The sequence below is a fragment of the Hyphomicrobium sp. genome, assembly GCF_035572195.1.
GTDB lineage: Bacteria > Pseudomonadota > Alphaproteobacteria > Rhizobiales > Hyphomicrobiaceae > Hyphomicrobium_B.
The window spans coordinates 1-24679 of the sequence record NZ_DATNBA010000018.1 but is presented as its reverse complement, the minus strand read 5'-3'; the positions used below and the strand labels follow the sequence as shown (position 1 = coordinate 24679).

General features: G+C 58.3%; 24 protein-coding genes. 19 read left to right on the top strand and 5 right to left on the bottom strand.

All coding sequences use genetic code 11. From position 1 onward, the window contains the following. Positions 1-47 precede the first annotated feature (47 nt). From fliF to VN623_RS01980, 5 genes are read left to right on the top strand one after another with little or no spacing between them, the layout of a single operon-like run. Entirely contained in the window at positions 48-1748 is a 1701-nt protein-coding gene (fliF, locus tag VN623_RS02000) for a flagellar basal-body MS-ring/collar protein FliF (protein WP_325567591.1), read from the top strand. Next, a complete protein-coding gene (locus VN623_RS01995; protein WP_325567589.1) occupies positions 1745-2332 on the top strand; it encodes a hypothetical protein in 588 nt (195 codons plus the stop codon). Before fliF ends, VN623_RS01995 begins: the two co-directional genes overlap by 4 nt. Beyond that, complete coding sequence (locus VN623_RS01990) at positions 2329-3612, top strand: MotB family protein (protein ID WP_325567587.1); 1284 nt, start codon at positions 2329-2331, stop codon at positions 3610-3612. The genes VN623_RS01995 and VN623_RS01990 overlap by 4 nt, the downstream gene beginning before the upstream one ends. Next, positions 3609-4892: a hypothetical protein gene (locus VN623_RS01985; RefSeq protein WP_325567585.1), complete on the top strand. Its 1284-nt coding sequence runs from the start codon at positions 3609-3611 to the stop codon at positions 4890-4892. Before VN623_RS01990 ends, VN623_RS01985 begins: the two co-directional genes overlap by 4 nt. Then, complete coding sequence (locus VN623_RS01980; RefSeq protein ID WP_325567583.1) at positions 4889-6391, top strand: flagellar hook-length control protein FliK; 1503 nt, start codon at positions 4889-4891, stop codon at positions 6389-6391. The genes VN623_RS01985 and VN623_RS01980 overlap by 4 nt, the downstream gene beginning before the upstream one ends. Positions 6392-6710: 319 nt before the next feature. Here the strand turns inward: VN623_RS01980 and VN623_RS01975 are convergent, their stop codons facing one another. From VN623_RS01975 to VN623_RS01965, 3 genes are all read right to left on the bottom strand, one after another. Next, positions 6711-6956 carry a hypothetical protein gene (locus tag VN623_RS01975; protein ID WP_325567581.1) on the bottom strand — a complete coding sequence of 82 codons (246 nt, stop codon included), beginning with the start codon at positions 6954-6956 and terminating at the stop codon, positions 6711-6713. A gap of 122 nt (positions 6957-7078) precedes the next feature. After that, entirely contained in the window at positions 7079-7531 is a 453-nt protein-coding gene (locus VN623_RS01970; RefSeq protein WP_325567579.1) for a molecular chaperone DnaJ, read from the bottom strand. Between the two features lie 99 nt (positions 7532-7630). Next, complete coding sequence (locus VN623_RS01965) at positions 7631-8047, bottom strand: PilZ domain-containing protein (RefSeq protein ID WP_325567577.1); 417 nt, start codon at positions 8045-8047, stop codon at positions 7631-7633. Between the two features lie 441 nt (positions 8048-8488). Between VN623_RS01965 and VN623_RS01960 the strand changes: the two genes are divergently transcribed. The 9 genes from VN623_RS01960 to VN623_RS01920 all read left to right on the top strand — a co-directional run bounded on the left by VN623_RS01960 (position 8489) and on the right by VN623_RS01920 (position 16024). Beyond that, complete coding sequence (locus VN623_RS01960) at positions 8489-9322, top strand: response regulator transcription factor (RefSeq protein WP_325567575.1); 834 nt, start codon at positions 8489-8491, stop codon at positions 9320-9322. Next, positions 9267-10526 carry a flagellar hook protein FlgE gene (locus VN623_RS01955; RefSeq protein ID WP_325567573.1) on the top strand — a complete coding sequence of 420 codons (1260 nt, stop codon included), beginning with the start codon at positions 9267-9269 and terminating at the stop codon, positions 10524-10526. The genes VN623_RS01960 and VN623_RS01955 overlap by 56 nt, the downstream gene beginning before the upstream one ends. Positions 10527-10556: 30 nt before the next feature. After that, positions 10557-12035 carry a flagellar hook-associated protein FlgK gene (gene flgK, locus VN623_RS01950; protein ID WP_325567571.1) on the top strand — a complete coding sequence of 493 codons (1479 nt, stop codon included), beginning with the start codon at positions 10557-10559 and terminating at the stop codon, positions 12033-12035. 5 nt (positions 12036-12040) lie between these two features. After that, the gene (locus VN623_RS01945) at positions 12041-13105 is read left to right on the top strand and encodes a flagellar hook-associated family protein (protein ID WP_325567569.1); all 1065 of its coding nucleotides are present in this window, start codon (positions 12041-12043) and stop codon (positions 13103-13105) included. A 38-nt stretch (positions 13106-13143) separates the two neighbouring features. Continuing rightward, entirely contained in the window at positions 13144-13488 is a 345-nt protein-coding gene (flaF, locus tag VN623_RS01940) for a flagellar biosynthesis regulator FlaF (RefSeq protein WP_325567567.1), read from the top strand. Further along, the gene (gene flbT / locus VN623_RS01935; RefSeq protein WP_325567565.1) at positions 13488-13907 is read left to right on the top strand and encodes a flagellar biosynthesis repressor FlbT; all 420 of its coding nucleotides are present in this window, start codon (positions 13488-13490) and stop codon (positions 13905-13907) included. Before flaF ends, flbT begins: the two co-directional genes overlap by 1 nt. Then, on the top strand, positions 13904-14305 hold the full coding sequence (gene flgD / locus VN623_RS01930) for a flagellar hook assembly protein FlgD (protein ID WP_325567563.1): 402 nt from the start codon (positions 13904-13906) through the stop codon (positions 14303-14305). Before flbT ends, flgD begins: the two co-directional genes overlap by 4 nt. After that, the gene (fliQ, locus tag VN623_RS01925; RefSeq protein ID WP_325567561.1) at positions 14305-14574 is read left to right on the top strand and encodes a flagellar biosynthesis protein FliQ; all 270 of its coding nucleotides are present in this window, start codon (positions 14305-14307) and stop codon (positions 14572-14574) included. The genes flgD and fliQ overlap by 1 nt, the downstream gene beginning before the upstream one ends. A gap of 337 nt (positions 14575-14911) precedes the next feature. Beyond that, entirely contained in the window at positions 14912-16024 is a 1113-nt protein-coding gene (locus VN623_RS01920; protein ID WP_325567559.1) for a diguanylate cyclase, read from the top strand. 25 nt (positions 16025-16049) lie between these two features. On the opposite strand, the gene VN623_RS01915 is transcribed toward VN623_RS01920, so the two are convergent. Beyond that, positions 16050-16916 (bottom strand): PilZ domain-containing protein, encoded by an 867-nt coding sequence (locus VN623_RS01915; RefSeq protein ID WP_325567557.1) that lies wholly within the window; start codon positions 16914-16916, stop codon positions 16050-16052. Positions 16917-16955: 39 nt separating this feature from the next. Then, positions 16956-19076, bottom strand: a complete 2121-nt coding sequence (locus tag VN623_RS01910; protein WP_325567555.1) for an EAL domain-containing protein — start codon at positions 19074-19076, stop codon at positions 16956-16958. A 364-nt stretch (positions 19077-19440) separates the two neighbouring features. Between VN623_RS01910 and VN623_RS01905 the strand changes: the two genes are divergently transcribed. The 5 genes from VN623_RS01905 to VN623_RS01885 all read left to right on the top strand — a co-directional run. Further along, positions 19441-19728 carry a PilZ domain-containing protein gene (locus tag VN623_RS01905; RefSeq protein WP_325567553.1) on the top strand — a complete coding sequence of 96 codons (288 nt, stop codon included), beginning with the start codon at positions 19441-19443 and terminating at the stop codon, positions 19726-19728. 635 nt (positions 19729-20363) lie between these two features. Beyond that, positions 20364-22700: a methyl-accepting chemotaxis protein gene (locus VN623_RS01900; RefSeq protein ID WP_325567550.1), complete on the top strand. Its 2337-nt coding sequence runs from the start codon at positions 20364-20366 to the stop codon at positions 22698-22700. Beyond that, entirely contained in the window at positions 22701-23156 is a 456-nt protein-coding gene (locus VN623_RS01895; RefSeq protein WP_325567548.1) for an STAS domain-containing protein, read from the top strand. It abuts the gene before it with no gap. After that, positions 23153-23518: a response regulator gene (locus VN623_RS01890; protein WP_325567546.1), complete on the top strand. Its 366-nt coding sequence runs from the start codon at positions 23153-23155 to the stop codon at positions 23516-23518. The genes VN623_RS01895 and VN623_RS01890 overlap by 4 nt, the downstream gene beginning before the upstream one ends. 16 nt (positions 23519-23534) lie before the next feature. Continuing rightward, on the top strand, positions 23535-24679 hold a 1145-nt coding region (locus tag VN623_RS01885; protein WP_325567544.1), incomplete at its 3' end, for an Hpt domain-containing protein.

Below are 24679 nucleotides of genomic sequence, written 5' to 3'. Positions count from 1 at the left end.
TTCCATCTCTACCGTCGCCACGAACTCGTGCCGGCAGGGCTGCAGAGATGGATTGGCGTCAATTCGAGAATCTATTCCGCAGCCTCAAAGGTTTGGGGCGAAAGCGCTTGATGGCGCTCGGCGCCGCCGGCATTTTTGTCTTCGCTCTCATATCCATCGGCAGCTATTTCGCCTCGCGCTCGAGTTACGAGACTCTCTACGTCGGCCTGACGCCGCCCGACATAAGCCGCATGGGATCCGTGCTCTCGCAGGCCGGCATCACCTTTGAGGCCAGCCTCGACGGCACCAAGCTCGGTGTTCCGATCGGCCAAGCTGCTGAGGCCAGAGCTCTTCTCGCGGAAAAAGGTCTGCCCGGAAGCCCAAGCTCTGGCTACGAACTTTTCGACAAACTCGGTGCGCTCGGGCTGACGTCGTTCATGCAAGAGGTGACGCGCGTCCGGGCAACGGAAGGCGAACTTGCCCGCACAATTCAGTATTTGAAGGGCGTGCGTGCCGCGCGCGTGCATCTCGTTCTGCCGGACGGAAACGCGCTCAGTGTGAAGAAGCAGACCCCGTCAGCCTCGGTGGTCATCAGAACGGACGTCGCTGGTGATGCAACTGCGGCACCAGCCATCAGGCATCTGGTGGCCGCGGCGATTCCTGAAATGAAGCCGGACGAGGTGGAGGTCATCGGCACCGATGGAACGCTGCTGGGCGGCGCCAACGGCACACCCGGCGACGCGCCTTCGCAAAAGCTCGATCTCGAGCACCAGATCGCGAAGCAGATACAAGACAGCGTGCGGCGCACGCTTTCTCCCTATTTGGGTCTCGACAATTTCGAGGTCAGTGCGGTCGCCCGGCTCAACACGGACAAGCACCAGACGAGCGAAACGAAATTCGATCCCGACTCAAAGGTCGAACGCTCGATTAGGACGGTCAAGGAAGCGCAAAGCTCGCAGGACGCTTCCGGAAAAACCTCGGTAAGTGTCGAGCAAAACGTCCCCAATGAAGCGAACGACGCCGGAAAAGACCAGACGAAACGCGCCCAGGACCGCAAAGAAGAAACGACAAACTACGAGATCAGTTCGTCGTCAGCTTCGACGACAAGTGAAGGCTACAAGGTCGACAACATTTCTGTCGCCATCGTCATAAATAAGAAGCGCCTTTCCGAGGTCATGGGCAAGGAGGCCAAAGGCGAAGATCTCGACAAGCAAGTCGCTCAGATCGAGAAGCTGGCGCTTTCGGCAGCCGGCATCGATACCAAGCGTGGCGACCGGATCAGCGTCGCCGCCGTCGATTTCGCGCCGACAGCCTTTGGCGGCGAAGGCGCATCGGGGCTCGAGTCGACCTCGTTCCTGATGAGCTTGGCAAGTACCGGCATCAAGTCACTCACCATTCTCCTTCTCGCCGCGATCGTTATTTTGGCTGGCTTCCGCCCCGCGATGCGCATCCTGCTGACGGGATCGGAGACTGCCGCGTTTGAGGGCGGCGCCCAGGCGGCACTCGCGGGCCCAGGCAGCATGACGGGTAGCGCCGATGTACCTCTCGACATGCCCGAAATGGCATCGCCACTCCTAGAGCCGGGTGCCAATCCCTTCGATACCGATTCGGCAATGTCACCAGGGCTGGGCCTTGCGTCGGGCCTCGCATCGGGCATGTCGTTCGGCCGCTCCCTGGTGCTCGGACCTGTCGAAAAGCTCGCAGCCATCATTGATCGTGACGAAGAACAGGCGACGGCCGTCATGAAGCACTGGGTCAAGAACGGATGACGACCAGACTGCACAGTCCGGCCTTCCCCCTCTTGTCCGATTTCGATCGCCAGGACGGGGGCGGGAAGCCCGATCACGAGTCTCAGCTCAAGTCGGCATTCGAAGACGGCTATCAGCAAGGCATCGCCGATGGCCGCGCCGAAGCACAGGCCGATGGCGAGCTCCGCTTGGCCGAGTCGGAAATTCTCCACGCCACACAGCTCGACGAGGAGCGTCAGTCCTGGCATCGCGACTGCGCCGACGTACTCGCGGCACGTTTCGATGCCTCGGTGAAATTGATCGAGCGCAACATTGAAGACCGCGTGGCTGTTCTGCTGCGCCCCTGGTTGATCGAAAGGCTGCGTGAGCGCGCCCTGCAGGATCTTGAAAAGGCCATCGCGCGGGCGCTGTCCGAGGGCGCCAAAGTGCACATCGAAGCGCCGGCTGAAGTCTTGGCCCAGCTACGAGAGCGATTGCCGACGGAAGCGCTCCAAATCGGCTACTCCGATAGCGGCTCGCCGGACATTCGCGCCCACATCGAGGATACCGAAATCGAAGCGAATATATCCGCGTGGATCGCCGAACTCGAGGCGGCGACAGCATGAGCGGCGAACAGGAAGACGTTTCCTCACACCCTCTGGTCATCGTTCGGCGGCGGCGCAACGTCGAAGAACCGCATCACGGAGGTGTCTGGAAAATTGCCTATGCGGACTTCATGACAGCGATGATGGCGTTCTTCCTCGTCATGTGGCTGATCAACGCCGCCGACAAGAAAACCATCGTGCAGGTCGCCGCCTACTTCAATCCGATGCGCCTGACAGAGCGTGTCGCGACGCCGAAAGGATTGGAGGATCTGACGGAAATCGAACCGAAGCCGTCCGACAAGAAGGGTAAGAGGGGCTTCGAAAAGCAGGGCGAGCAACAGAAGAAACTACAGGCCGAGCAAGAAAGCAAAGAGAAGACCGGCGAAGCAAACGACGAAGCCGCGAAGAAGCTGAGCCCGGCAGCCGGCGGCAAGAGCGCCGAGGCGCAGGAGGAACAGGCGCTCTTCGATAATCCCGGAGACCTTCTGGAGCAACTTGCGGACGAAGCAAAAGCAAGGCAGCCGGCCACGGAGACTAGCCCCGCCGATGGTGGTTTGAAAGATCCGTTCGATCGCCTCAACCGCAAGTCTGGAAAGGCGCAGCCTGCGCTGAGGCCTGCACCAGAGGTGGTACCGCCCGTCCCCGGCAAGATACTGGAAGCAAGCAAGCAACCTCCATCGGCACCGCTCAACACCGAGCAGGCGTCCAAGCAGTCACTTTCGGGACCGGCAAAGAGCGTGGAGCCCGGCAAATTAAGTTCCAACGCGCCGGCCAAAGCCGAGGAGCCGGGCAAGCACGCCACAGCGGCAGAAATCAAAGAAGCGAAGCTGCTTGCACAGGACGCGGCGGCGAAGAAACTCGAAGCAGAGATCAGCAGTGCCATTTCGCAGGTTTCGAGAGAGCTGCCGAATGTAGAGGTGAAGGCAACACCCGAGGGGTTGCTCGTCAGCCTGACCGACGACGCACATTTCGGCATGTTTGAAGTGGGCTCCGCCAAGCCGCGCCCCGAACTCGTACTCGCGATGAGTAAGATCGGCGGCGTTCTTAAAGGCGTATCCGGCGAGATTGTCGTTCGCGGCCACACCGACAGCCGCCGCTATAAGAGCGGCGTCTATGACAATTGGCGGCTTTCGGCGGCTCGTGCGCAAATGGCCTACTACATGCTCGTTCGGGGCGGCATAGCGGAATCGAGCGTCGTCGCGATAGAAGGCCGAGCCGATCGCGATCCGAAGGTGCCGACCGATACCGAAGCCGCGCAGAACCGTAGGATCGACATCCTCATCAAAGAGGACAAGCAATGAAGCGGATTGGCTTAATCGCTTCCGCATTTTTGCTGTTTGCCGGCGTCGTGGCCGGTGCATTTTACTATTTGATGCCCAAACTCACCCTTGCCGAAACGCTGCCTGAGCTCCATCCGGGCCACGCGATCGCCTCGTATGCGGGTCAGTCCGAAGCGGATGCGCAATCGAGGAAGCGCACCCTTGATCTCGTCGAGGCATTGGGCGGCGTACAAGATAGAATTATCGGCGGCGACCGCGAGGCGATCGCAGATCAAAGCCGGCTGCTTTCGGAGATTGCCGGAGTCATCCGGTATTTCGAGAAGAAGGATTGGGACGACTACGTCAAGCTGCGCGCCAGTTTCGTCTACGTGCTGAGCGGCGGGGACCCCGAAGTCCTGAAGCCATACGTCAACGGCAGTACCCCGAATGAAGCCGATCGAAAGCTCGCGCACGGCATCATGAGCTTCGCGCAGGGACAAACGAAAGTCGCACGCAAGCTGTTTCAGGATATCGATCCGAGGTCGCTCGACGTCAGCCTGGTCGGGCCTTTCGCCCTGGCGCGAGCTTCGCTCTATCTCGACAAGGATGGCTCGAAGGCCATTTATCTGCTCGACGAAGCACGCCTCGCGAGCCCCAACACGGCTATCGAGGAGGCCGCCGCGCGCCGAGAAATTCCGCTTCTCGTCAGTTCCGGTGATGCCATTCGCGGGATGATGCTGGCCGCCGATTACGTGCATCGCTTCGGAAAATCAATCTACGCAAGAAAGCTGTTTCGCGATTTGTCACAGGCTGTGGCGCAGCGAGATGACATGGACGATGCGGCAGTTATTACCGGTCTTATGGGCGCCATTGAGGGAACGGATCAGCAGGTCCGCGCGAAGTTGCTGCTGAATATGTCCGCCGAGGCACTTTTGCATGGACGCCTCGTGCTCGCGAAAACGGCGGCCGGCGAAGTCTTGAAGATGGGCAACGGATCTGCGGAAGATCAGGAGAAAGCCAGATTGTATCAGGCGGCCGCGGAAGCGCCCTCGAGCCGGGCCACGGACGCGCTGAAGGTCTTGGATGAGATCGCCGCCGATCAGCTCTCGGACCAGGACACGGAAATTCGTGCTGTCGCTGGTTACATCGCCCGCGTCGTAGTGGGCGGCGAGCCAGCCAACGTTGCTCAAGCGGACCCGGCGGCCGCGCAGATGCCTTTGGGAAAAACGACGGCCGAAGAGCCGAAAGTGGCGAGCGCTCTCGAAAGCGCCGACGCAATCCTGAAACAGGCCGAGACGCTCATTCAAGGGAAAGTAAAATGACATCCGCAATCAGCGCCGGCCAAGCTTCTGTTGTCGTCCCTGCGCATACGGGTGCTGCGAAGGGTGGGGCAGCGGCGAAAGCCCATGCGAAATTTGCGCATGACGTCGCCGAAAAGGCGGAAGATTCACCACGCCCAACTGGGCATCGCGATGAAGCCGACGTCCACATTGGGGTCAAAGGTACGGAGAAGTCGTCTCGACGGTCCCACGACGACAGCGAGAAAAGCGACGATCACAGCAACTCATTCGAAGCGACGATCGACGGCATCGATCGCACGGCTCCGCAGAATGCTGCCACCGCCGCTGGGCCGACGGCCGACTGGAATGCAATGCTCGGGTTTGGCCAAGTGATTTTGGATCGATCGCAGAAATCGAGTGGCGGAAAATCAGCCGGCGAGCCGGCTTCGAACGTCGGCAGCGTGCCCGTCTCGGCGAAAGCACCGAAACACGAAAGTACAACGGCACTGCAGCTGGCCAGGCAACGATTGCTCGCCAGCGACGCGGCGGCAAATGCAGATGTTGCTCAACCGACCGACGATGAGGTCACGTCCGCGATCATCGTCCGGTCTCGCGAAACACATTGGAGCTTTAGCAACACGGCAACGGTGGCCAGCTCACACGCAGCAACGGTGTCATCGGAAGATTCCGCGGCGGCCAATCCGATGGCGTCGTTCGCCGCGATCGGACTGGCGAAAAACGACGATCGCACCACTGCAACAACAACGTCGGAACCCATGAAGCCGGTGCTTGCGGAAAGTTCCCCAGTGGATGCAGCGCGCGACGCGCCGGATCAACAATCATTTGGCGATAAGCGTGAGGCCGGCTCGGAGCCGCGTGATCGGTCATCGAACGGCATCAAAGGTCATGCGGTTTTGGAGGCTTTTGCATCGAAGCCCGTCGATAAAATCGTGACAGACGACACGGGCGCGCCTGTCGGGATGTCCAACGCCACGCAGCAGGTCCGAAACGGTGTTCTTAACGCGCTAACGAGCGGAACGGGTGAGGCGCCGCAAGCCAACGCCTCTCTGCCGTTGCAGAATCGGACCATGGCTCCCGGCCAAGTCATGAGAACGATGGAGCTGACTCTATCGCCCGCCGATCTTGGTTCGGTTACTTTGCGGCTAAGCCTCAAATCTAACGTCCTGTCGGTCGAGGCTGAAGCCACGAAGGCCTCGACCGCCAAATTGCTGAGCGATGATCGGGATGCTCTGACGAAGAGTTTGCGCGATGCCGGATACGATGTGTCGACGCTGAAAATTACCGACGCCGGCGCGAGCGGTGCGACGGCCGTAACCGCAGCTCCGCCGACGTCAGGAATGCAGTTCCAAGATAACGGGCAGACGCGGATGGGTTTTGCCCAGCGTCAAGATGGGGACCTGCAACGCCGCGACGGTTCGACACCAGATCAATCGCAGCAACGATCCAGAAGCAACAACCCGCAAGCTTCCGCAGCAACTGACGCTGCGAACTCTCGCCAAGCGAATGCGATTTATATCTAGGCGCTTTTCCCGATGACGCAGCAGCAGGAACTGATAGGGAGCGGGCTTAACGGCCCCTTTGCCCTGGGATCGGACACCATCGAGGAAGAGTTGGTCGATAATTGTCCCGGCGCCTACGCGCTAGGTTTTACCGACAGGTGGGGACGTTTCTCGATCACGTACGTCGGCAGTGCCGGCGAAGACTTGAAGTCAAAGCTCAAGGGTCACATCGGAACCGCGTCGCAGTTCAAGTTTCGGCACTTCACGATGCAGAAGCAGGCTTTCGAAAAAGAGTGTGAAATGTTTCACCAATTTCTGCCCGTAGGTAACTTTCTGCACCCTAGCCGGCCACAAGGCGAAGATTGGACTTGCCCGAAATGCCGGCGGTAGGCTGGGTCTTTGCGATGATCTGCAGGACATCGGCCAGGGCCTGATGATAGCCGGAGTGCCAATAAGCACATTCCGTCGTGCTGCGATCAAGATGCAGATGTTCGCTCAGTTTCTCAGCCCAGACGCCATCGAGCTCCTCGCCGAGGCCGGACATACGCCCGCGCAAAATCTGCAACTCCGAACAGCACTCGTCCATAACTGAATTCCCTGTCGCTTCTGAGCGGCCCTTGCTGACCGATGATGGGGATACTAGCCGACAATCGTGGGAAGATCGCGAACGAAGCTGTTTGCATTTTAGCTAAGTTTGCGATGCCAATCTCAACCGGCGGCCTTCCGCAGCTTGGCGACGTACTGGTCGATGAGATCGTTGGCGATCATCATACGCTGGGTTGCCATGTCCCTAAGCTCAATCGGGACGCGATCGGGGTGGTTTCGGAGCGCGAATTCGCGCCGCAAGGCTACGATATCGGCTTCTAAGGCTTCCGGGCGCAGGCCGAGTTCGCTGATGATTCTGTTGGCGTCCAGGGAGACGTCGAGAGCCGCCTCCGCGCCGTCGTAGCCATAAACAGGTGTGGAAGTTTTGCCGCGGTCGTCGGAAGAGGAGGGCGTCGGCATGCCCCGCGCGCTCGACGCCAGTTCCCAGGCTGCTTCAAGGCTATCTATCGAAAACTGATGTGGAACCCTCGGCGCCTCGTCCTGTGGATCCGTCTTTGCAAACAGATCCTCAATGAGTGCTTCGAAATTGTTCAGCGCTGGGGTGCGGAATGGCATGGCGACAAGCGGGCGGCTCGGTGGCGGTTACGATAATCTTAGTATTCTTACCGCACGCGCCTTGCAGAGCCCTTGCCGCGACCGTTCCGGCTTGATCCGTCACGAACGCCTTGTCGACTTTTGCAACGTAACGGCCTTGCCGAAAAATCCGCTGCCGAGATCTTCAAAATCCAGCCGTTCGTCGGCATCGGTGACGGGGTTCGTGAATTCAATGCCGATACTTTTGTCTCTAAGCCACGAAACCCGCCCCTCCACGACCGTACCGTCAAAGAGTGTGAGGACAAGATTTTCGTCGACGTTTGGGACCACGCCGTCGAGAACACAGATCTTGGCGCCAGTCTCTGACAAATCCATAAGATCGCAGATCAGATTCGAATTTCGAAACCGAATAGCCACATGCTGGCGCGAAACGTGCCTGGCTTCATCGCGGCGCTCCCACGCGGGCAGCAGATTTGAAGGAACGAGATCCTGCGCTTCAGGGTCGCGTCGCATCTTTCGGGTTCTGGTTCGTTTCATACGCGCACTCGTCGACAACCTGGATTGCATCATCAATTTGCGAATTCTGGCTTCGCGGCACCAATGCATTAAACCGCAATAAAGCTTCAGCAATGCTATTTAAATGCTTCTAAGTCGATGCAATTTCGTTCAATAAAATGTAACCAATTCCGGCAATTGCCGGCGGAATTGGCGAAATTGGGTTTCGCCGAGGCAAAGTCGCGCGAGCGCCTGGTTAGCGGCCGCTGCAAAAACCTGTCAAATGAATGGCTTATGCAAGCTTGGGTCGGCACGATATTTCCCGCGCCAATATTCTGCAAATCCGTGTAGCTGCACCGATCGGCTAGCCCTCTGATTTGCCGTGTCATTTGTGACCCAGGCAATTACGAAATAATTGTTAATAGTGAACGTGAATCAATGTATTTCATTTGACCGAGCATATGATTTGCTGGGGGAGGCATAATGTTTGTTGTCTTGGACGACCGCCCATTGGTGGCGGGCGGCTGTGTCGCGTGTTTCGAGCGCGAGGGCATCGCGGCCATTGCGGTCGAACCCGCGGAGTTCCAGGAATGGTTTGAACTCGTCAGCGATGCTGACATCGCCGTCGTCGAAGGCTTTCTCCTCGGAACGGTTGAGACCCGTCGCCAGATTTCGGCGCGGATCCGGTCGCGGTCGCGGGCACCCCTCATCGGCTTGATCGAGGCGAAGGCGCTTACGGAAACGCTCGATCTCTTCTCGCTCGGCTTCGATGATGTCCTGGCAAAGCCTTTCCACGTCAGAGAGATATTGGCGCGCAGCGGCGCCATCCGGCGGCGCACGAAGTTGACCGAGCAGTGCGTCGACATTTCGGGCATTCGGATCTTCTTCGATGGGCGCGATCCACTCGTCAACGGCGACGTTCTACCGTTGCCCCGCCGCGAACGAAGAATCCTCGAATGCCTGGTCCTGAGCCGGAATACGCGGATAACGAAGACTCAAATCTTCAATCGCGTCTACGGAATCTTCAACGACGAAATCCACGAGAACGTCATTGAAAGTCACATTAGCCGGCTTCGCAAACGCTTGAAGGAGCGGCTTGGAATTGATCCCATCGATTCACAGAGGTTCCTTGGCTACCGGCTGAAGGACGTTGCAGCCGAAGGTGCTCCGCAGCGGTCCACCGAAGAGGCACCAACCAGTCTCGCGCAAGGCCCCGATGCTTCACTCGCGGTGAGCATCATACGTGACGAGGAGAACGGCGATGGGCCTTTACGGAGTAATGACTACCAGCGTCTCGGGGATGTCTGTCCAGTCTGACCGAATGGGTACAGTCGCGGATAACATCGCCAACGTCGATACGACCGGATACAAGACCGCCTCGACTGAATTCGCGACGCTCGTTGCAGAAGGCCGCGTCCTTGAATACGTGCCGGGGTCCGTCTCCACGATTGCGCGCCGCGGAGTCTCCGAGCAGGGCGATATGACTTACACGAAGTCTCCGACTGACCTCGCGGTCAGCGGCAACGGCTTCTTCATGGTCCAGAGCTCCGCAGGAACACCCTACCTGACGCGCGCTGGAAGCTTCGTCCCGAACAGCGAAGGCGAACTCGTCAACGCCGCCGGCTTTAAGTTGCTAGGGTACAGCCTTCTCGGTGGCGATCTGAGTTCGATCATCAATAGTCCGGCGGGGCTCGAAGTCGTCGGCAGCGCCAATCTCGGTATGAAAGCCGTGCCGTCGACGACCGGCGCATTTCAAGTCAACTTGCCGGCGGGCGCCGCCGTTACCGCTACCGCCGATCTTCCCGGTGCGAATGCCGCTACATCTGAGTACGCTGGAAAGACATCCCTCGTCACCTATGACAACCTCGGTAACGAAGTCGTCCTCGATATCTATTCTGCAAAGACCGCCGCCAACACGTGGCAAGTGGCGGTCTATGATCATTCCAAGTCTTCCGCATCCGGCGGGTTCCCATATACCGGCGGTGCGCTCACGACTTCGACACTCACCTTTGACGGCACGACGGGGCAGCTGGCATCCACCAGCCCTTCATCGCTATCGGTGACTGTTCCAAACGGCGCCGCGCTGACACTCAATCTGACCAACACGACACAGCTGGCTGGCGATTACACGCCGCAAAAGGCAACTGCGAATGGCAATGCGCCGGCGGCCGTCGACAGGCTCGAGATCAGCAAAGGCGGTATCGTCACTGCCATCTACGCCGACGGTTCCCGTGTCGATGCCTACAAGATACCTCTCGCGAACGTCGCCAGCCCCGACAATCTGACGGCGATTTCGGGCAACGTTTTCGCCACGAGCAAAAGTTCGGGCGACCTTCAGCTAGGAACGGCGAACACCGGTTCTCTTGGCCAGGTCGTCTCCGGCGCCCTGGAGAAATCGACCGTCGACCTCGCGTCCGAATTGACCGAAATGGTCGAGGCTCAGCGCAGTTACACGGCAAATTCAAAAGTGTTCCAAACGGGTGCCCAGTTGCTGGACGTGCTCGTGAATCTGGTGCGGTAACAGGGAGCTTTCGACAGAAAGGCCCCGCTCATGGCGCTTACGCTTAGTGTCGACACTGCGCGCTCAAGTCTCTCAGCCACCGCCGAGCAAATCTCAGTGGTGTCGAGGAACATCGCGCGTGTCGGCGATCCGGATGCAACACGCAAAACAGGCCGTCTCGTCAGCGGCCCCGGAGCGGGCGTCAGCGTCGCGGGGATTGATCGGTCGTACAATCCGCTCCTTCTCAACAGCTACCTTAACTCGAATTCGAATTACCAATCTCAAACGGCGATCACGACGGCGCTTGATCAAATTCAAAGCACCGTCGATGAAACCGATCTCGAACGATCGCCGGCGGCGCTAATTGCGAAACTAAACTCTGCATTACAGAGCTACTCGGCGACGCCCCAGAACCCCGCAGTTGCCGCGACCGTAGTGTCCGCGGCGAAGGACTTGGCGACCGCGCTCAATTCCGCATCCGCCACGGTTACGAACGTTCGGCGCCAAGCCGATTCCGATATCGCTGCGTCCGTCGATAACATCAATAATCTGCTCTCCCAGTTCAAGGATTTGAACAATCAGGTCGTCAAAGGTGCGAGCCAAGGTGGCGACATCACCGATGTGCTTGATTCCCGCGATGCCGTTCTGAAGCAACTGTCATCCGAGGTCGGCATACGCACGGTCACGCGCGACAATGGCGACATGGCCATCTATACCGATAGCGGCGTGACCCTTTTCGACAAGTCGCCGCGACAGGTCGCGTTCCAGCAGACCCAAGACCTGTCTGGAGGCGCCACCGGCGGCGCGGTTTACGCCGACGGCGTGCCGATCGCGGGTACGGATCACGTCATGGCGATCAGCAGCGGAAAGCTCGCTGGTCTGGTCCAGGTTCGTGACGAAATCGCACCCAGCTATCAAAGTCAGCTCGACGAAATAGCGAGAGGACTGATCGAAACGTTCGCCGAAACCGATCAGTCGGCGACACCGACGTTGCCACCCGCAGCGGGCCTTTTCACCTACGCGGGCGGTCCGGGAGTGCCGCCATCGGGTAGTGTGATGGCGGGGCTCGCCGGATCCATAACCGTCAACAAAAATGCTGATCCCACTCAAGGCGGCAACGCCGAGCTTGTCAGAGACGGCGGCATCTCCAATCCCGGCAATCCGGCATATACCTACAATACCACCGGCGCCGCTTCCTACACCGATCGAATTCAAGCGCTGATGTCAAACATCGATGCGGAGCGCACCTTCGATTCTTCGACCCAGCTACCGCCGTCGGGTTCGATATCATCGTATGCAAAAGGTTCGGTTTCCTGGCTCGAGGCGTTACGGCAATCGGCAAGCTCCGAGGCTGATTATCGCAAGACCGTCGCCGATCGCGCTACGTCGGCTCTATCGCAAGTCACGGGCGTCAACCTGGATGAGGAAATGACCAATCTCCTCGATTTGGAAAGAACCTTTCAGGCGTCGTCGCGGCTCATCAACACCGTTGACAGCATGCTTTCAACTCTGCTCCAGGCCGTCGGTTAGACCAGATGATCACAACGTCCTTTATCTCGACGACCTCCCTCTCGGATGAGACACGGCGCTCGATCGCGCGAATTCAAGCAAGTCTCGTCGATGCGCAAAAAGAGCTCTCGACGGGGCGACATGCGGACGTTGGCGTGACCCTTGGCGCCAGCACCGGCATCACGGTTTCGATGCGGCAGGATCTCAATCACATTCAGTCCATACAGGACACGAACAACATCGTGCTGACGCGCATGCAAGCGTCTCAGTCGGCTCTTCAGACGATTGCCGACAAGGCTGGGGTCTTCCTGTCGGCATTGGTTGGAGCGCAATCGACATCCAGCATGCCTGACACGATCGCCCAAGAAGCTCAGGCCGGCATGCAGACGCTCCAGGAACAGCTTAATTCGTCGCTGGACGGACAGTTCCTGTTCTCTGGTATAAATTCCGACGTCAAGCCGATGGACGACTTTTTTTCCGGCACGCCGTCCGCAAGCAGGCAATCGGTTACGGGCGCCTTTACGGCGAAGTTCGGAATGAGCCCCGATGATCCCGCTGTCGCGTCGATCTCAGCATCCGACATGCAGGACTTTCTCGATAACGAATTCTCGGACCTCTTCTCGGATGCGAACTGGGCAAACAATTGGTCCGCTGCTTCCGACAAAGCCGTGACGAACAGAATCTCCCGTACCGAGGTCGCTGCGACGTCGACGACGGCAAACGATACCGCGTTCCGCAAGCTGACGCAGGCCTACGCGATGGTCTCCGGCCTCGGATTCACGAATCTGAACGCCGCCACCCAGCAAGCCGTGGTTCAGAAAGCCACGACCCTTGTAGGCGAGGCGACCGGAGGGCTGACGAAGGTTCAGTCGTTTCTCGGCGTCACGCAACAACGAGTAACCGATACCAATGATCAAATCGACGCGCAGATCGACTTTCTTACCAAGTCGATCGGCAACCTGGAATCGGTAGATCCGACAACGGTAACGACGCAGATTTCGACGCTGACAACGCAACTCGAAGCAGCCTACTCGCTCACCAATCGACTGAACAATCTCAGCCTCATGGATTATCTAACGCCCTCGTCTTAAGGCGCGCATCTAGCACCGAACCCACCGGAAGGCGGACGATGTACAAGTTCTCATATGAAGAGGCGTTGAGTGAATCGGGCAGCCGTAAGCGCGAAAATGAGCGGCTTGCGATCGAGCAATCCGTCGCGCTTCTGAAATCGGCTGAAAAGGCGGGAACCAATTCGCGCGAAGCAATCGACGCGATTTGTTTTCTCAATCGCCTGTGGAGCTTCCTGCTCGAGGACCTGGCGAAGCCGGACAACGCGCTTCCCGACGACGTCCGCGCCAAACTCATTTCTATCGGCATCTGGATGCTGCGCGAAGCGCAATCGATCAGTAATGGAAAATCGAACAATTTCGCGGGGCTGATCGAAATTTCCAATGTCATCGCGGAAGGCCTGTGATGAATAGCGGCTTGAAAATCACTCTGCGCGCCGGCGAACGCATTTTTGTCAACGGCGGCGTGTTGAGGGTCGACCGCAAGGTCAGTATCGAGCTGATGAACGACGTGATCTTTCTGCTAGAGCAACACGTCATGAAGCCTGAGGATACGACGACGCCGCTCAGGCAGTTGTACTTCATGATTCAGATGATGCTGATGGATCCGGCCTTGCATATGAAGGCGCGGACGATGGCGAAAGAGTCCGTCTCGGGACTTCTCGAAACCATCAGCGAGCCGAAAATTCTCCAGGGCCTCAAGGAGGCAAGCGAGTTGCTCGACGGTGATCGTATATTCGAGGCGCTGAAGAAGGTCAGAATGCTTCTCCCATTGGAAGCCGCAACCGCACTCAGGACACAAGAACTCAGCAAGGAGGTCGCATGACCACGATTCCGTCAACAAACGGTTCGACGCCCTCGACGGGCACTTCGGCTCCGCCGTCTACGCCAACGCTGGACTACAATGCCTTCCTGCAGCTTCTGCTGGCTCAGATGCAGAACCAGGATCCGCTCAATCCCACCGACTCGACCGAATACGTGTCGCAGCTGGCTTCGTTTTCCAATGTCGAGCAGGGCATGAAGATGAACACCAAGCTCGATCAGCTGCTCACGGTCTCAAACTTGTCCCAGGCCAGCACTCTGGTCGGGCACACCCTGACATCGGCAGATGGGACGGTGGCGGGCATCGTCGAGTCGGTTCGGGTCGACTCGAGCGGCGCCACCGCCATTTTCACTGACGGCAAGCAGCTCGTCATCGATGCGGGCGTGACGGTGGGCTACTGATGACTGAGGGCGATGCGCTAGGGCTTGTTCAGCAAGCCATTTGGCTGACGATGCTGTTGGCGGGTCCAGTTATTGGATCGGCGATGGTGATCGGAGTCGGCATCGCTTTCTTTCAAGCACTGACGCAGGTGCAAGAAATGACGTTGACGTTTGTGCCGAAGATCATAGCCGGTTTTATCATAATCATGCTGACCGGCGGCTACAGCGGCAGCCTGCTGAAGGCTTTTACGGAACAGATATTTTTGCGGATCGCAATAGGCTTTAAGTAACAGAAAATGTTCGATAATTTTGACTATAGCGTTTGGAATTGCGCTTCCTGAATGGCGCCAATAAATGGGTTCTTTGTCCGTCTGATTGCATCCTAGACAGGTATTTTGGTGCAATAAGATTCATAAGTTGTGTTTCCGGCCGCCTCCTCTCTCGAATTTAGGTATCGTCTCTGCTAAGCGGAAATGTGGGCAGTGCACGTCTGGTGGCCTCCTTGGCGACAGATCAAGCGCTGCTGCCCATCTAGATTAGGGATGATCGCGAAACGCGTGATGGGGTGCGCAGCGATTGAGAGAGTGGGCATATCGGCACATGCCACTCGAGCCGAGCGGGGAACGAATGCAGTTATTGCAATTGAAGCAAGTGCCGGCGGCTGTCGCGGTCATGCTCGCCAGCGTGGTCATGATTGGATTTACATTTCTTATCTTTACCACCTGGTTGCACCCCGACCTTGGGATTGGATCCCTTGCCAACTGGTCGGACGGCACGTGGCAACTTGCGCAGCTCGACCCGCGAGGACGATTGTTGCGCCTCGGGCCAAATCCGGTTGCGCTCGCCTTGTTCTTCGGGCTCGTTGTTGCTTGCTCGGTGACCTTTGCTCTCGGTGCCTGGCATTTCTTCATGAGCAACGCGGCGCGCCAGAAGGAGGACAACGACGTATTGTCCGAGCGCCTGGAGAAGGTGGGACAGGAATTGGATGGCGAGGTGCTCACCGTCCGGACACTGCTGATCAAGCATATCGATTTCAGCGGTTCCCACTCCGAGGCGCTGGCGAAAGTCAACAAGCACCTTCAAACGTTGACCTCGCCCGATCAGATCCGGGCCGTCGTCCAATTGCTCATCAGCGATAACGTTAAAGTGCAAAGCGAAGTAAGCCGCCTCAATACGCGCCTGGAACAATCCCAAGTGCAGATCGAGAAACTCAGGGCCAATCTCAGCGAGAGTCAGAGGCTCGGAATGCTTGATGCCGTGACGTATTTGAAGAACCGTCATTGGCTGCAGGCGAACCTGCCGAAGGAAGTCAAGACTGCATCGGAATTGCAGGAACCGCTTTGCCTCATAATGGCCGACGTCGATCACTTCAAGCGCATCAACGACACGTTTGGGCACGCGGTGGGCGATGAGATTTTGAGGCGCTTCGGAGAAATGCTGGCGAAAAATATCAAGGGCCGCGACACTGCCGTACGCTATGGCGGCGAGGAGTTCATCGTCGTGCTTCCGCATACCAAGATCGACGGAGCGCAATACTTGGGTGAACAAATCCGCGGTGAACTCGAAAGCAAAAAGTGGATGCACCACAAGACCGGACAACCCATCGGCAAAGTCACGGCGTCATTCGGAATAGTGCAGTTGCGGAACGGCGAACAGTCTGACGGGTTTCTCGATCGCGCCGATGCGAAGCTCTACGAAGCGAAGGCTGCCGGGCGCAATTGCATCATGTCCGACGCATAGCCTGGCTCGATTCGCTTTAGACTTTTCAAGTCGAAATGAGCGGGTCGTGATCGGCGAGGGGACTATCGAACTGAACGCCGACCTTCCCGGCTTTGCACCAGACGACAATACCCTTCATCTGGCGCCCGCTTCTCAACTCCAGCAATAGCGGATCCCTCAATTTGAATCCGCGCTCGCAATTGAGGCCGATGCCATTCTTGGAAATCTCGCGCGCGGACGCGATTGAGGTGCTGCCTTGGAATGTAACTTTGCACGGCTGCAGAAACGTGAAACGGCGCGTTCTGCGGCGCTGCGGGAGAACCGGAAGTGAAACTTCGCCGAATTGATTGACGCATGACCGCTTGCCGGTCATCGCCTCTTTCATGAACTTGCCTAGAGCCAGTGCATTGCTGGTGTAAAGGCCGCTAAGGCGCCAGCGGGTTTCCGGTTCGAGATCCTGCACGGCTCCATTGCAGTCTTCTGCCAGTTTGCGCCAGACGGCAGTAATTTGTTCGAGTTTGGCCAACGGAATTTGGGGGCCGACGAAGACGCCGGCGCTATCGATCAAAGGTAGGGCGAGCCTTTTGGCATCGGAGAGATCGAAATAGATTCGGCCGATTGCAGCCGCGAGCTCGCGTGGAAGTTCCAGGTCTTGCCAGGAGCGCAGCGCCTGTTTCACAACGACAGATTCCACAGGCACGAGGTTGATGCATGATCTGAGCATCCAGGTGCGCCCGGACGCGAGGCTCGCGTTCATGCAGCAGGTGATGGCGCCGATCTGCAAGGCGGTCCAATGGAATTCGCAAACAAGCGCTTCGAAAAGGTCGTTGCCTTCGACAGGCTCGTTTGAGACGCTGACGGCCCGCCGCGGTGATTTCGAGGTTTCCGAAATCTTACGAAGTGCGCTCAGCATGACCCTGTCACCCTTCCATCCTTGGCGCCAAGCATCTCATCATAGAGGATTGGCAAAAAGCGTACGGACCTTCGCCGCTGGAACGGCGCGCGAGAAGAGAAAGCCTTGCGCTTCTACGCATCCCTCGGCACGAAGCAGATCGAGCTGTTGCTCGGTCTCGACACCCTCGGCGACGCTCGTCATGCCGAGATTGTAACCGAGCTGGATGATCGAGCGCCGCAGCGTCGTGGAGCGCTTGTGATTGGCGATAGCCGACACGAACGAGCGATCAACCTTGATCTTGTCGAACGGAAAGCTCTGCAGATAACTCAACGATGAAAAGCCAGTCCCGAAATCGTCGATTGCGAAGCGGACGCCCATCTTTCGTAGCCGATCGAGCGTGACCGTTGCGACCTCGCGATCCTTCATGAGCAGCGTTTCCGTAATCTCGATAATAAGGCGCGAGAGCGGGAAACCGTTCGATGCGTCCGTTACCTTGTCGATGAGATCCTGGCCACGGAACTGAGCCGCGGAAATATTCACCGCAACCCAGATGTCGTCCGGCCAATGCTTGGCTTCGGCGCAGGCGGTTTTGAGAACCCAATCGCCGATCTGACCGATGAGACCGCACTCCTCGGCGATGGGAATGAATTCTGACGCCGGGATCAATCCTCGCTCGGGATGCGACCAGCGGATGAGTGCTTCGCAGCCGGCGATCTTGCGCGTCTTGACGTTGACGATAGGCTGGTAATGCAGCTCGAATTTGCCATTTGCGATGGCCTCGCGGAGTCCCATTGCAATTTGGTGCCGGCTTTGCAGCCGTTCGTGCATGTTTTCTTCGAAGAAACCGAATGTGCCGCGGCCGAGCGATTTGGTGCGGTAGAGCGCCATGTCCGCGTTCTTCATCAATTGCTCGACGTCAATGCCGTTGGGCGGAGCCATCGCAATTCCGATGCTCGTTCCGATCGAAATCGAGTTTTCACCGATAATGAACGGCTCCGACAGCTCGGCTATGACGCGCTTGGCAACCCGTTCGACCTCTGCGAGCGACTTCGGGGCAACCTGTATGATTGCGAACTCATCGCCACCCAGCCGGGCAACGGTGTCGGTGTCCCGTATGGTGCCGATTAACCGATGCGCTACCGCCTTCAACAGGGAGTCGCCAACCGGATGGCCCAAGGTATCGTTGACGGACTTGAACCGATCGAGATCGAGGCAATGCAGTGCCAGCGTGTCACCACGCTTCACGCGTGCCAGGCCCAATCGGATGCGATCGTGGAACAGGGCGCGGTTCGGCAGTCCTGTCAGGGCGTCGTGGTGCGCAAGCCGGCCAATCGTTTCCTGATCGCGTTTGCGATCGGTGATATCGAGGTAAGTGGTGACGTAACCGCCGTCACGCAGCGGCGTGCCGCGAACCTCGACGTATTTTCCATTTGGCCGCTGTCTTTCGTAGATATAGGGCGCTCCGTTTCGAGCCATTTCGAGCCGCGAGTGGACCTGCTCCTCGATGTCGCCTGCGCCGTATTCTCCACGATTGGCGTTGAAACGATAAAGTCGTTCGCGCGTCAGCGGGCCATTCTCGAACAGCTCGCTCGGGTAGTCCATCAACTGCTTTTGCTTTTCGTTGCAAAGAATCAGGCGATGATCCTTGTCGAACACCGCGATGCCGCCCGGGAAATTTTCAACAATTCCCTGCAGGAGAGCCGTGCGTTCTTGTAATTCGATATGGAGCGTCACCGCCACGGTGATATCGATCTGGACCGACAGGTATCCCTTCGTCCGGCGATTCCGGCCTTTGAGGGGAACGATTAGTGCGTCGACCCAGTAGAAGCCGCCGTCCTTCGCGCGATTCTTCACCGGTGATCGCCACGGCTGGCCCTTGGCAAGCTTGCGAAACGCCTCGTCCCAGAACTCTTTCGAGTGATGTGACGAATTCAGCATCCTATGGTTTTGCCCGAGCAGCTCTTCGCGCGTGTACTTGCTAACGCGGACGAACTCATCGTTCGCATGTACGATGCAGCCTTCAGCGTCCGTGACGGACACGATACCCAGCTGGTCGAGCGCCGAGGCGAGCCCTTTGGCGCCCCAAGATGAGTCGAGATGGGGCAGTCCCTTGACTTTGCGCTCCACGACTTTGGAGGCCGAAGCACTGGAAGCGAGACCATCTAAATTCAACGCCATGGCGCCATTTCCCCCCGCTCTATCCTCGCCGTTCCTCCCTGCGCTTTGCGGCGGGTTGGAGCGACGAGCGAGATTGGGCATTGGCCCATCTCGAGCGGCTTTCGATCTATGATTGCGCATGCCACTCAGATGTTGGCGCGACAGGACGGCTTCATGCCTCTGATGGAATCCTCTCGGATTTCAGCCTCTCGATACGAATAATTAGACTTAAATGTCTTAAAGTTGAATTAGTCGGGATTTTCCCGCCACTTCGCATAATCAAGGCTTCTACGCATAATGATCTTTTGCATATACCGCAGCGCAACCAGTTCGACGCAAGGTCGCTCGTTCACCCTCTACCGGACTCATATGAAGTGAGCACTTCGTGATAGATAAACCTCCCGGGCGGCGCCAATTCGGCCGCCGGCCAGCTTTCAAATCGGCAACGATCGTCCAGGACGGCGGCGCGCGCCTGTCGGCAACCGTGATCGACCTATCGGAGGCCGGCGCGAGAATCAAAATTGCGCGACCCGAAGCCGTCGAGAATGAATTTTATCTCGAAATTCCGGAAAACGATTTCATCGTCAAATGCCGCATGGTGCACATGCAGGACACGTCTATCGGGGCGGTGTTCATCCGGGCGCCGCGACGCCTATCCTGGCTAAATAAATAGTTTGGCAAGGTTTGCGGCTGGGGCACATCGCGAACGGAATATGCGCCGTATTGATCCCATGAGCTGGAAAAGGTCGTGTGTAACGGCCGCGCCGCCCTCAAATCATTTTGGAATTATAATTGACGGCAGCGCACATAAATCGGAATTGCAATTCCGAGCCGATAAATACCGCCTAAATATCGTTGCAAGAAACTAAAGTACAGAAAAATGCAGCCGTCCGACGTTGTAAACGAATTCGATAGTTTTGACGGCTATTTGTATCGAACGACTGCTTGATACTCGAATCATAGGCATGATGCCGCGCAGCCGAGTCGGTACAACCCGACATGTTCCGGGCTTTTAGAAAGCAGGAACACGCTCATGGCGTATGTCCAATCGCATCCGATCGCACGATCGGATGAAGCGAATTCGTCGGCTGCAACAATATTCGATCACAACGTCAAGCGCTGCCGGTTTTGTGCCGGGCGCCGCAAAGACGGTTCGTGGCCGCCTCTCAGCCTCAATCGCCGATAATTCGCGATCGGCAACGCATGTCGAGCGACTTTCGAAGTCGCACGAGCGCCCTCTCTATAGCCCTCTCTCCTTTCGTTCCGACTGGACGAATCATCAACAACCGCTAGCAACAGGTCGAAGCCATGGTCATCGGTTACATCAACAGCACGTGGTCAATGCCGCGCAGGCTTGCCCTGATATCGGCGATATTTCTCGTACCGTCGTTGATCCAATTGAGCATCTATGCGTCCAATAAAATGGGCGACATCAACATAGTCGAAGGAGAGATTGCGGGAGCAAATCTTGCACGCGCCGTCTGGTCCGATCTCGCTTCGGATGACGCCAGGTCCGGAATGGCGAACGGCGAATTGACCGCGCTTACGTCGCGCGGCGGCCAGTTCGCTGGCGTCCAGCCCAAGATCAATGCATTCGTCAGCGCCAAATCGGCAGGCGAACGGGCGCGCATCGGCGTCGATTTGCTCGGCGAAATTGCAGACGACTCGGCAATGACCGTGGACACCTCGCTTGATGCCCATCACACACAAGAGATCCTCATTCACCGCCTGCCTAAAATCAAACTTGCCCTCGTAGAGCTTCAGAACACTCTCGCTGCTCCTGGCGCCGGTGCCAATGAAGCCGCGCTGGCGATGAATTACAGTGCCATGCGCGAAGCGACGCAAAACCTTCGTGAGCCGCTCCGCGATTTGATGGCCGACGACGCTTCAGGCAATGCCAAGCGCACGCTGGGAACAGGAGGCGATCAGCTTCTATCGCAACTCGACGATATTGCCTCAAAACTTAAGACCGCGAACTTCCAGCGCGCTCAGATTGCACCCGAGATCCAGGACGCGCTGGCTAGCGCTAATGGCTCGGTCGGCGTAATCGCCCGCGAGGCCGGTGATCTCTTCGTGCAATTGGCCGAGGTTCATGCCGCCGACGCGCGCGGTGCCTTATATCGGACGCTGGCGCTCCTTCTCGCAGCAACCGTTGGCGCGATATTTGTCGTCTCAATGCTGGCGAAGGGCGTGTCGACGCGGCTCGCGGATCTCATCCGCGCCATGGACCAGATCAGCCGCAAGGATCTTAGCGTCGACGTTCCCCATCTGACGGACAGCAATGAAAACGGACTGATCGCGCAAGCTCTGGCCCGCTTCAAGGAAGCCGTCGTCGAGAACAAGGCGATGACCGACGCGGCAGTCGCTGCCGCCAAGGAGCAGCAGGTACAAAGCGATCACTATGCCCACGAGCATGAGCGCTTCATGGACGCCTTCACGGGAGCCGCCGACCGCATCGCCAGAGGCGACTTCTCTCACCGCATTACCGAGAAGGTCATTTCGGAATACGAGGCGATCATCAGTCAGATGAATCTGATGATGGGTCAGCTCGAAGGCGCGCAGACCGAGAAAGTGGCTGCTGAAAAGCAAATCCACCTCGTTGTCGACGCACTCGGTAGCTCACTGTCGAGCCTTGCAGAAGGTAATCTCGAGTCAGCCTTGGACATCGAAGTCGCGCCCGAATTTGCCAAGCTCAAGTCGGACTTCAACTCCGCCGTCACGCATTTGAAGAGCACGATCGCGCTCGTCAAGAAAGGCGCCGGCAGCATCAAACTCGGGACCGAGGAAATTTCGCAGGCTTCCGACGATCTGTCGCGCCGCACGGAAAACCAGGCAGCCAGCCTCGAGGAGACGGCAGCCGCCGTCAAGGAAATCACCGATACCGTCAACAAGACGGCACGCGGCGCGACGCACGCCCGCGAAACGGTGTCGGTCGCCAAGGCCGATGCGGAAAAGGGCGGCGAGGTTGTCCGCAAAGCTATCGAAGCCATGAACGGCATCGAAAATTCATCGAAGCAGATCAGCCAGATCATCGGTGTCATCGACGAGATCGCGTTCCAGACCAATCTTCTGGCATTGAATGCCGGTGTTGAGGCAGCGCGTGCAGGCGATGCCGGCCGTGGCTTCGCGGTCGTTGCGTCCGAGGTTCGCGCATTGGCTCAGCGTTCGGCCGAAGCGGCGAAGGAGATCAAGGGTCTGATTTCGGCTTCGACGGGTCAGGTCGCACAAGGCGTGCAGCTTGTCGGCGAAACCGGCCTTGCGCTGACACGCATCGTCTCGCAGGTCGCCGAAATCAACACCATCGTGACGAATATTGCTGCAAGCGCCAACGAGCAGGCCCACGGCCTGGAGCAGGTCAACACCGCCGTCAACGAGATGGATCAGGTGACGCAGCAGAACGCCGCGATGGTCGAACAGGCGACCGCCGCGACGCAGACACTGGCCCAGCAGACCGAGGAACTTGCCCGCCTCGTCAGCCGGTTCAGAACGGGAGATGAGACGGTCGTCGAGATGTCGTCGCGCCGCGAAACCGCCAAGCCCGCCGCTCGCGCGACGCGTACCGCGGCGAAGTCAAAGGTGGCGATGAACGGAACGCACCACCACAGGTCCGCGTCAGGAGCCGATGCGGGCTGGGAGGAATTCTAAATGCCGCGCGCAAAGCAGAAAGCGGCCGCTTCCGGCGGCCGGCTGAAGGCTGGCACCGGCAAATCGGCAGAGGCGAAGGCCAAGCCGAGGAAAGCTGCGGCCCCCAAGGCCAAAGCAATTGCCAAAGCCAAAGCTACGCCGATGGACGGGATCGTCGAGTCGGCGCCAGAGGTAGGTTCAGCTGCGCTGATATTGCCGGACTGCCTCGACGCCTCGGCTGCGGCGGCCGTCAAAGACATGCTGCTGGCGCGGCGCGGCAACGCGCTGGTCGTCGATGCAAGTCAGGTTCGCCGGGTTGGTGCGCAGTCGCTGCAAATCTTGATCGCAGCCGCGCGCACCTGGCAGGCCGACGGAATGAGTTACTGCGTTACGAATTCCAGCTCTGAGCTACTCGATACGATCGCGCTGATCGGATTGTCGCGCGAAGACCTGATGCTCCAAGGAACAACGCCATGACGCAAACGATACTCACGGTCGACGATTCTCGCACGATGCGGGACATGCTGAGAATGGCGCTCGCGGAAGCGGGCTTTAACGTGATGCAGGCCGTCGATGGCGTTCACGGACTCGAGGTTCTGCAGACGGCGATGCCGGACGTCATCGTGACGGACATCAACATGCCGAAGATGGACGGCTTCGGTCTCATTGAGGCCGTGCGCAAAGACGGCCGCTACCGCAACGTTCCCATTCTCGTTCTGACGACGGAGAGCGACGCGGCGAAAAAGACGCGGGCGAAGGAAGCCGGCGCGACCGGCTGGATCGTCAAACCCTTCGAACCAGTCAAACTCATCGCCGCCATCCGGCGCGTTGCAGCTTAAGTCCACGAGTGGAGTGATGACCGTGGATACAATGGCGGCAATCCGGCAGACGTTTTTCCAGGAGTGCGAAGAGCAGCTCTCCGAGATGGAACTCGGCCTGCTCGCGATGGACGAAGGAAGTGCCGATTCCGAAACCGTAAACGCGGTTTTTCGCGCCGTGCATTCCATCAAGGGCGGCGCTGGCGCGTTCAAACTCACCGCGCTGGTGCAATTTGCCCATAGTTTCGAGACGGCACTTGATCATGTTCGCAGCGGCAAGCTGACGCCTTTGCCGGACGTGATGAAAGTCATGCTCCGCGCTGCCGACGTTCTTGCCGATCTCGTCGAAGCCTCTCGCGATGGCAAGGAAATCGACGAGTCGAGCTACGCCGCCATCGCGAGCGAAGTGAAGGCGCTGACGGTGATCGAAGGTCAGGCCGAAGAGGTCGAGGAAGTCATCGACTTTCAGCCGACGGTCATCGACTTCGGATTACCGGAAATCACAATAGACATACCGGCAACACCTAGCCACGACTATCGCATCAATTTTAGCCCCCGCCCCGAGCTCTACGGCAACGCCAACGAGACCGTGCTCGTCTTGCGCGAGCTGAACCGTCTCGGCATCATGCAGGCGACCTGCGATACATCCGCGGTGCCGCAACTCGATGCCGTCGATCCGGGCGGCGCTTACTTGGCGTGGTCCATCGATCTCAACTCCGAGCACGAAATCGCCGATGTGCGTGAAGTGTTCGAATTCGTCGAAGGCGAAGCCGATCTTTCAATCGAGACCGACAGCCAGGCGGAAGTTTCTGACGCCGATATAGCGGCGTTACTCAGTCAGGCATTGAGCGGCGCGCCGGCGGTCGAGCCCGAGGCACCGTCGCAAACGATTGCCGAGCCTGCCACGCCGCAAATGCAGGCCTTACTGGAAACAACGAGCGTTGAACCGGCCAGCACGCCGGCTCCGGCGGCCGAAATTGCGAAAGCTGAATCCAAGACCGCAGCCGTCGTCCCGACCCAGACGACGATCCGCGTCGAGTTCGATCGCGTCGATCGGCTGATCAACCTCGTCGGCGAACTTGTAATCAATCAGGCGATGCTGTCGCAGCGCGTGATAGAAGCGAATTTCGCAGGCTCGTCCTCGGTCGTGATCGGCCTTGAGGAACTCGAGCAACTGACGCG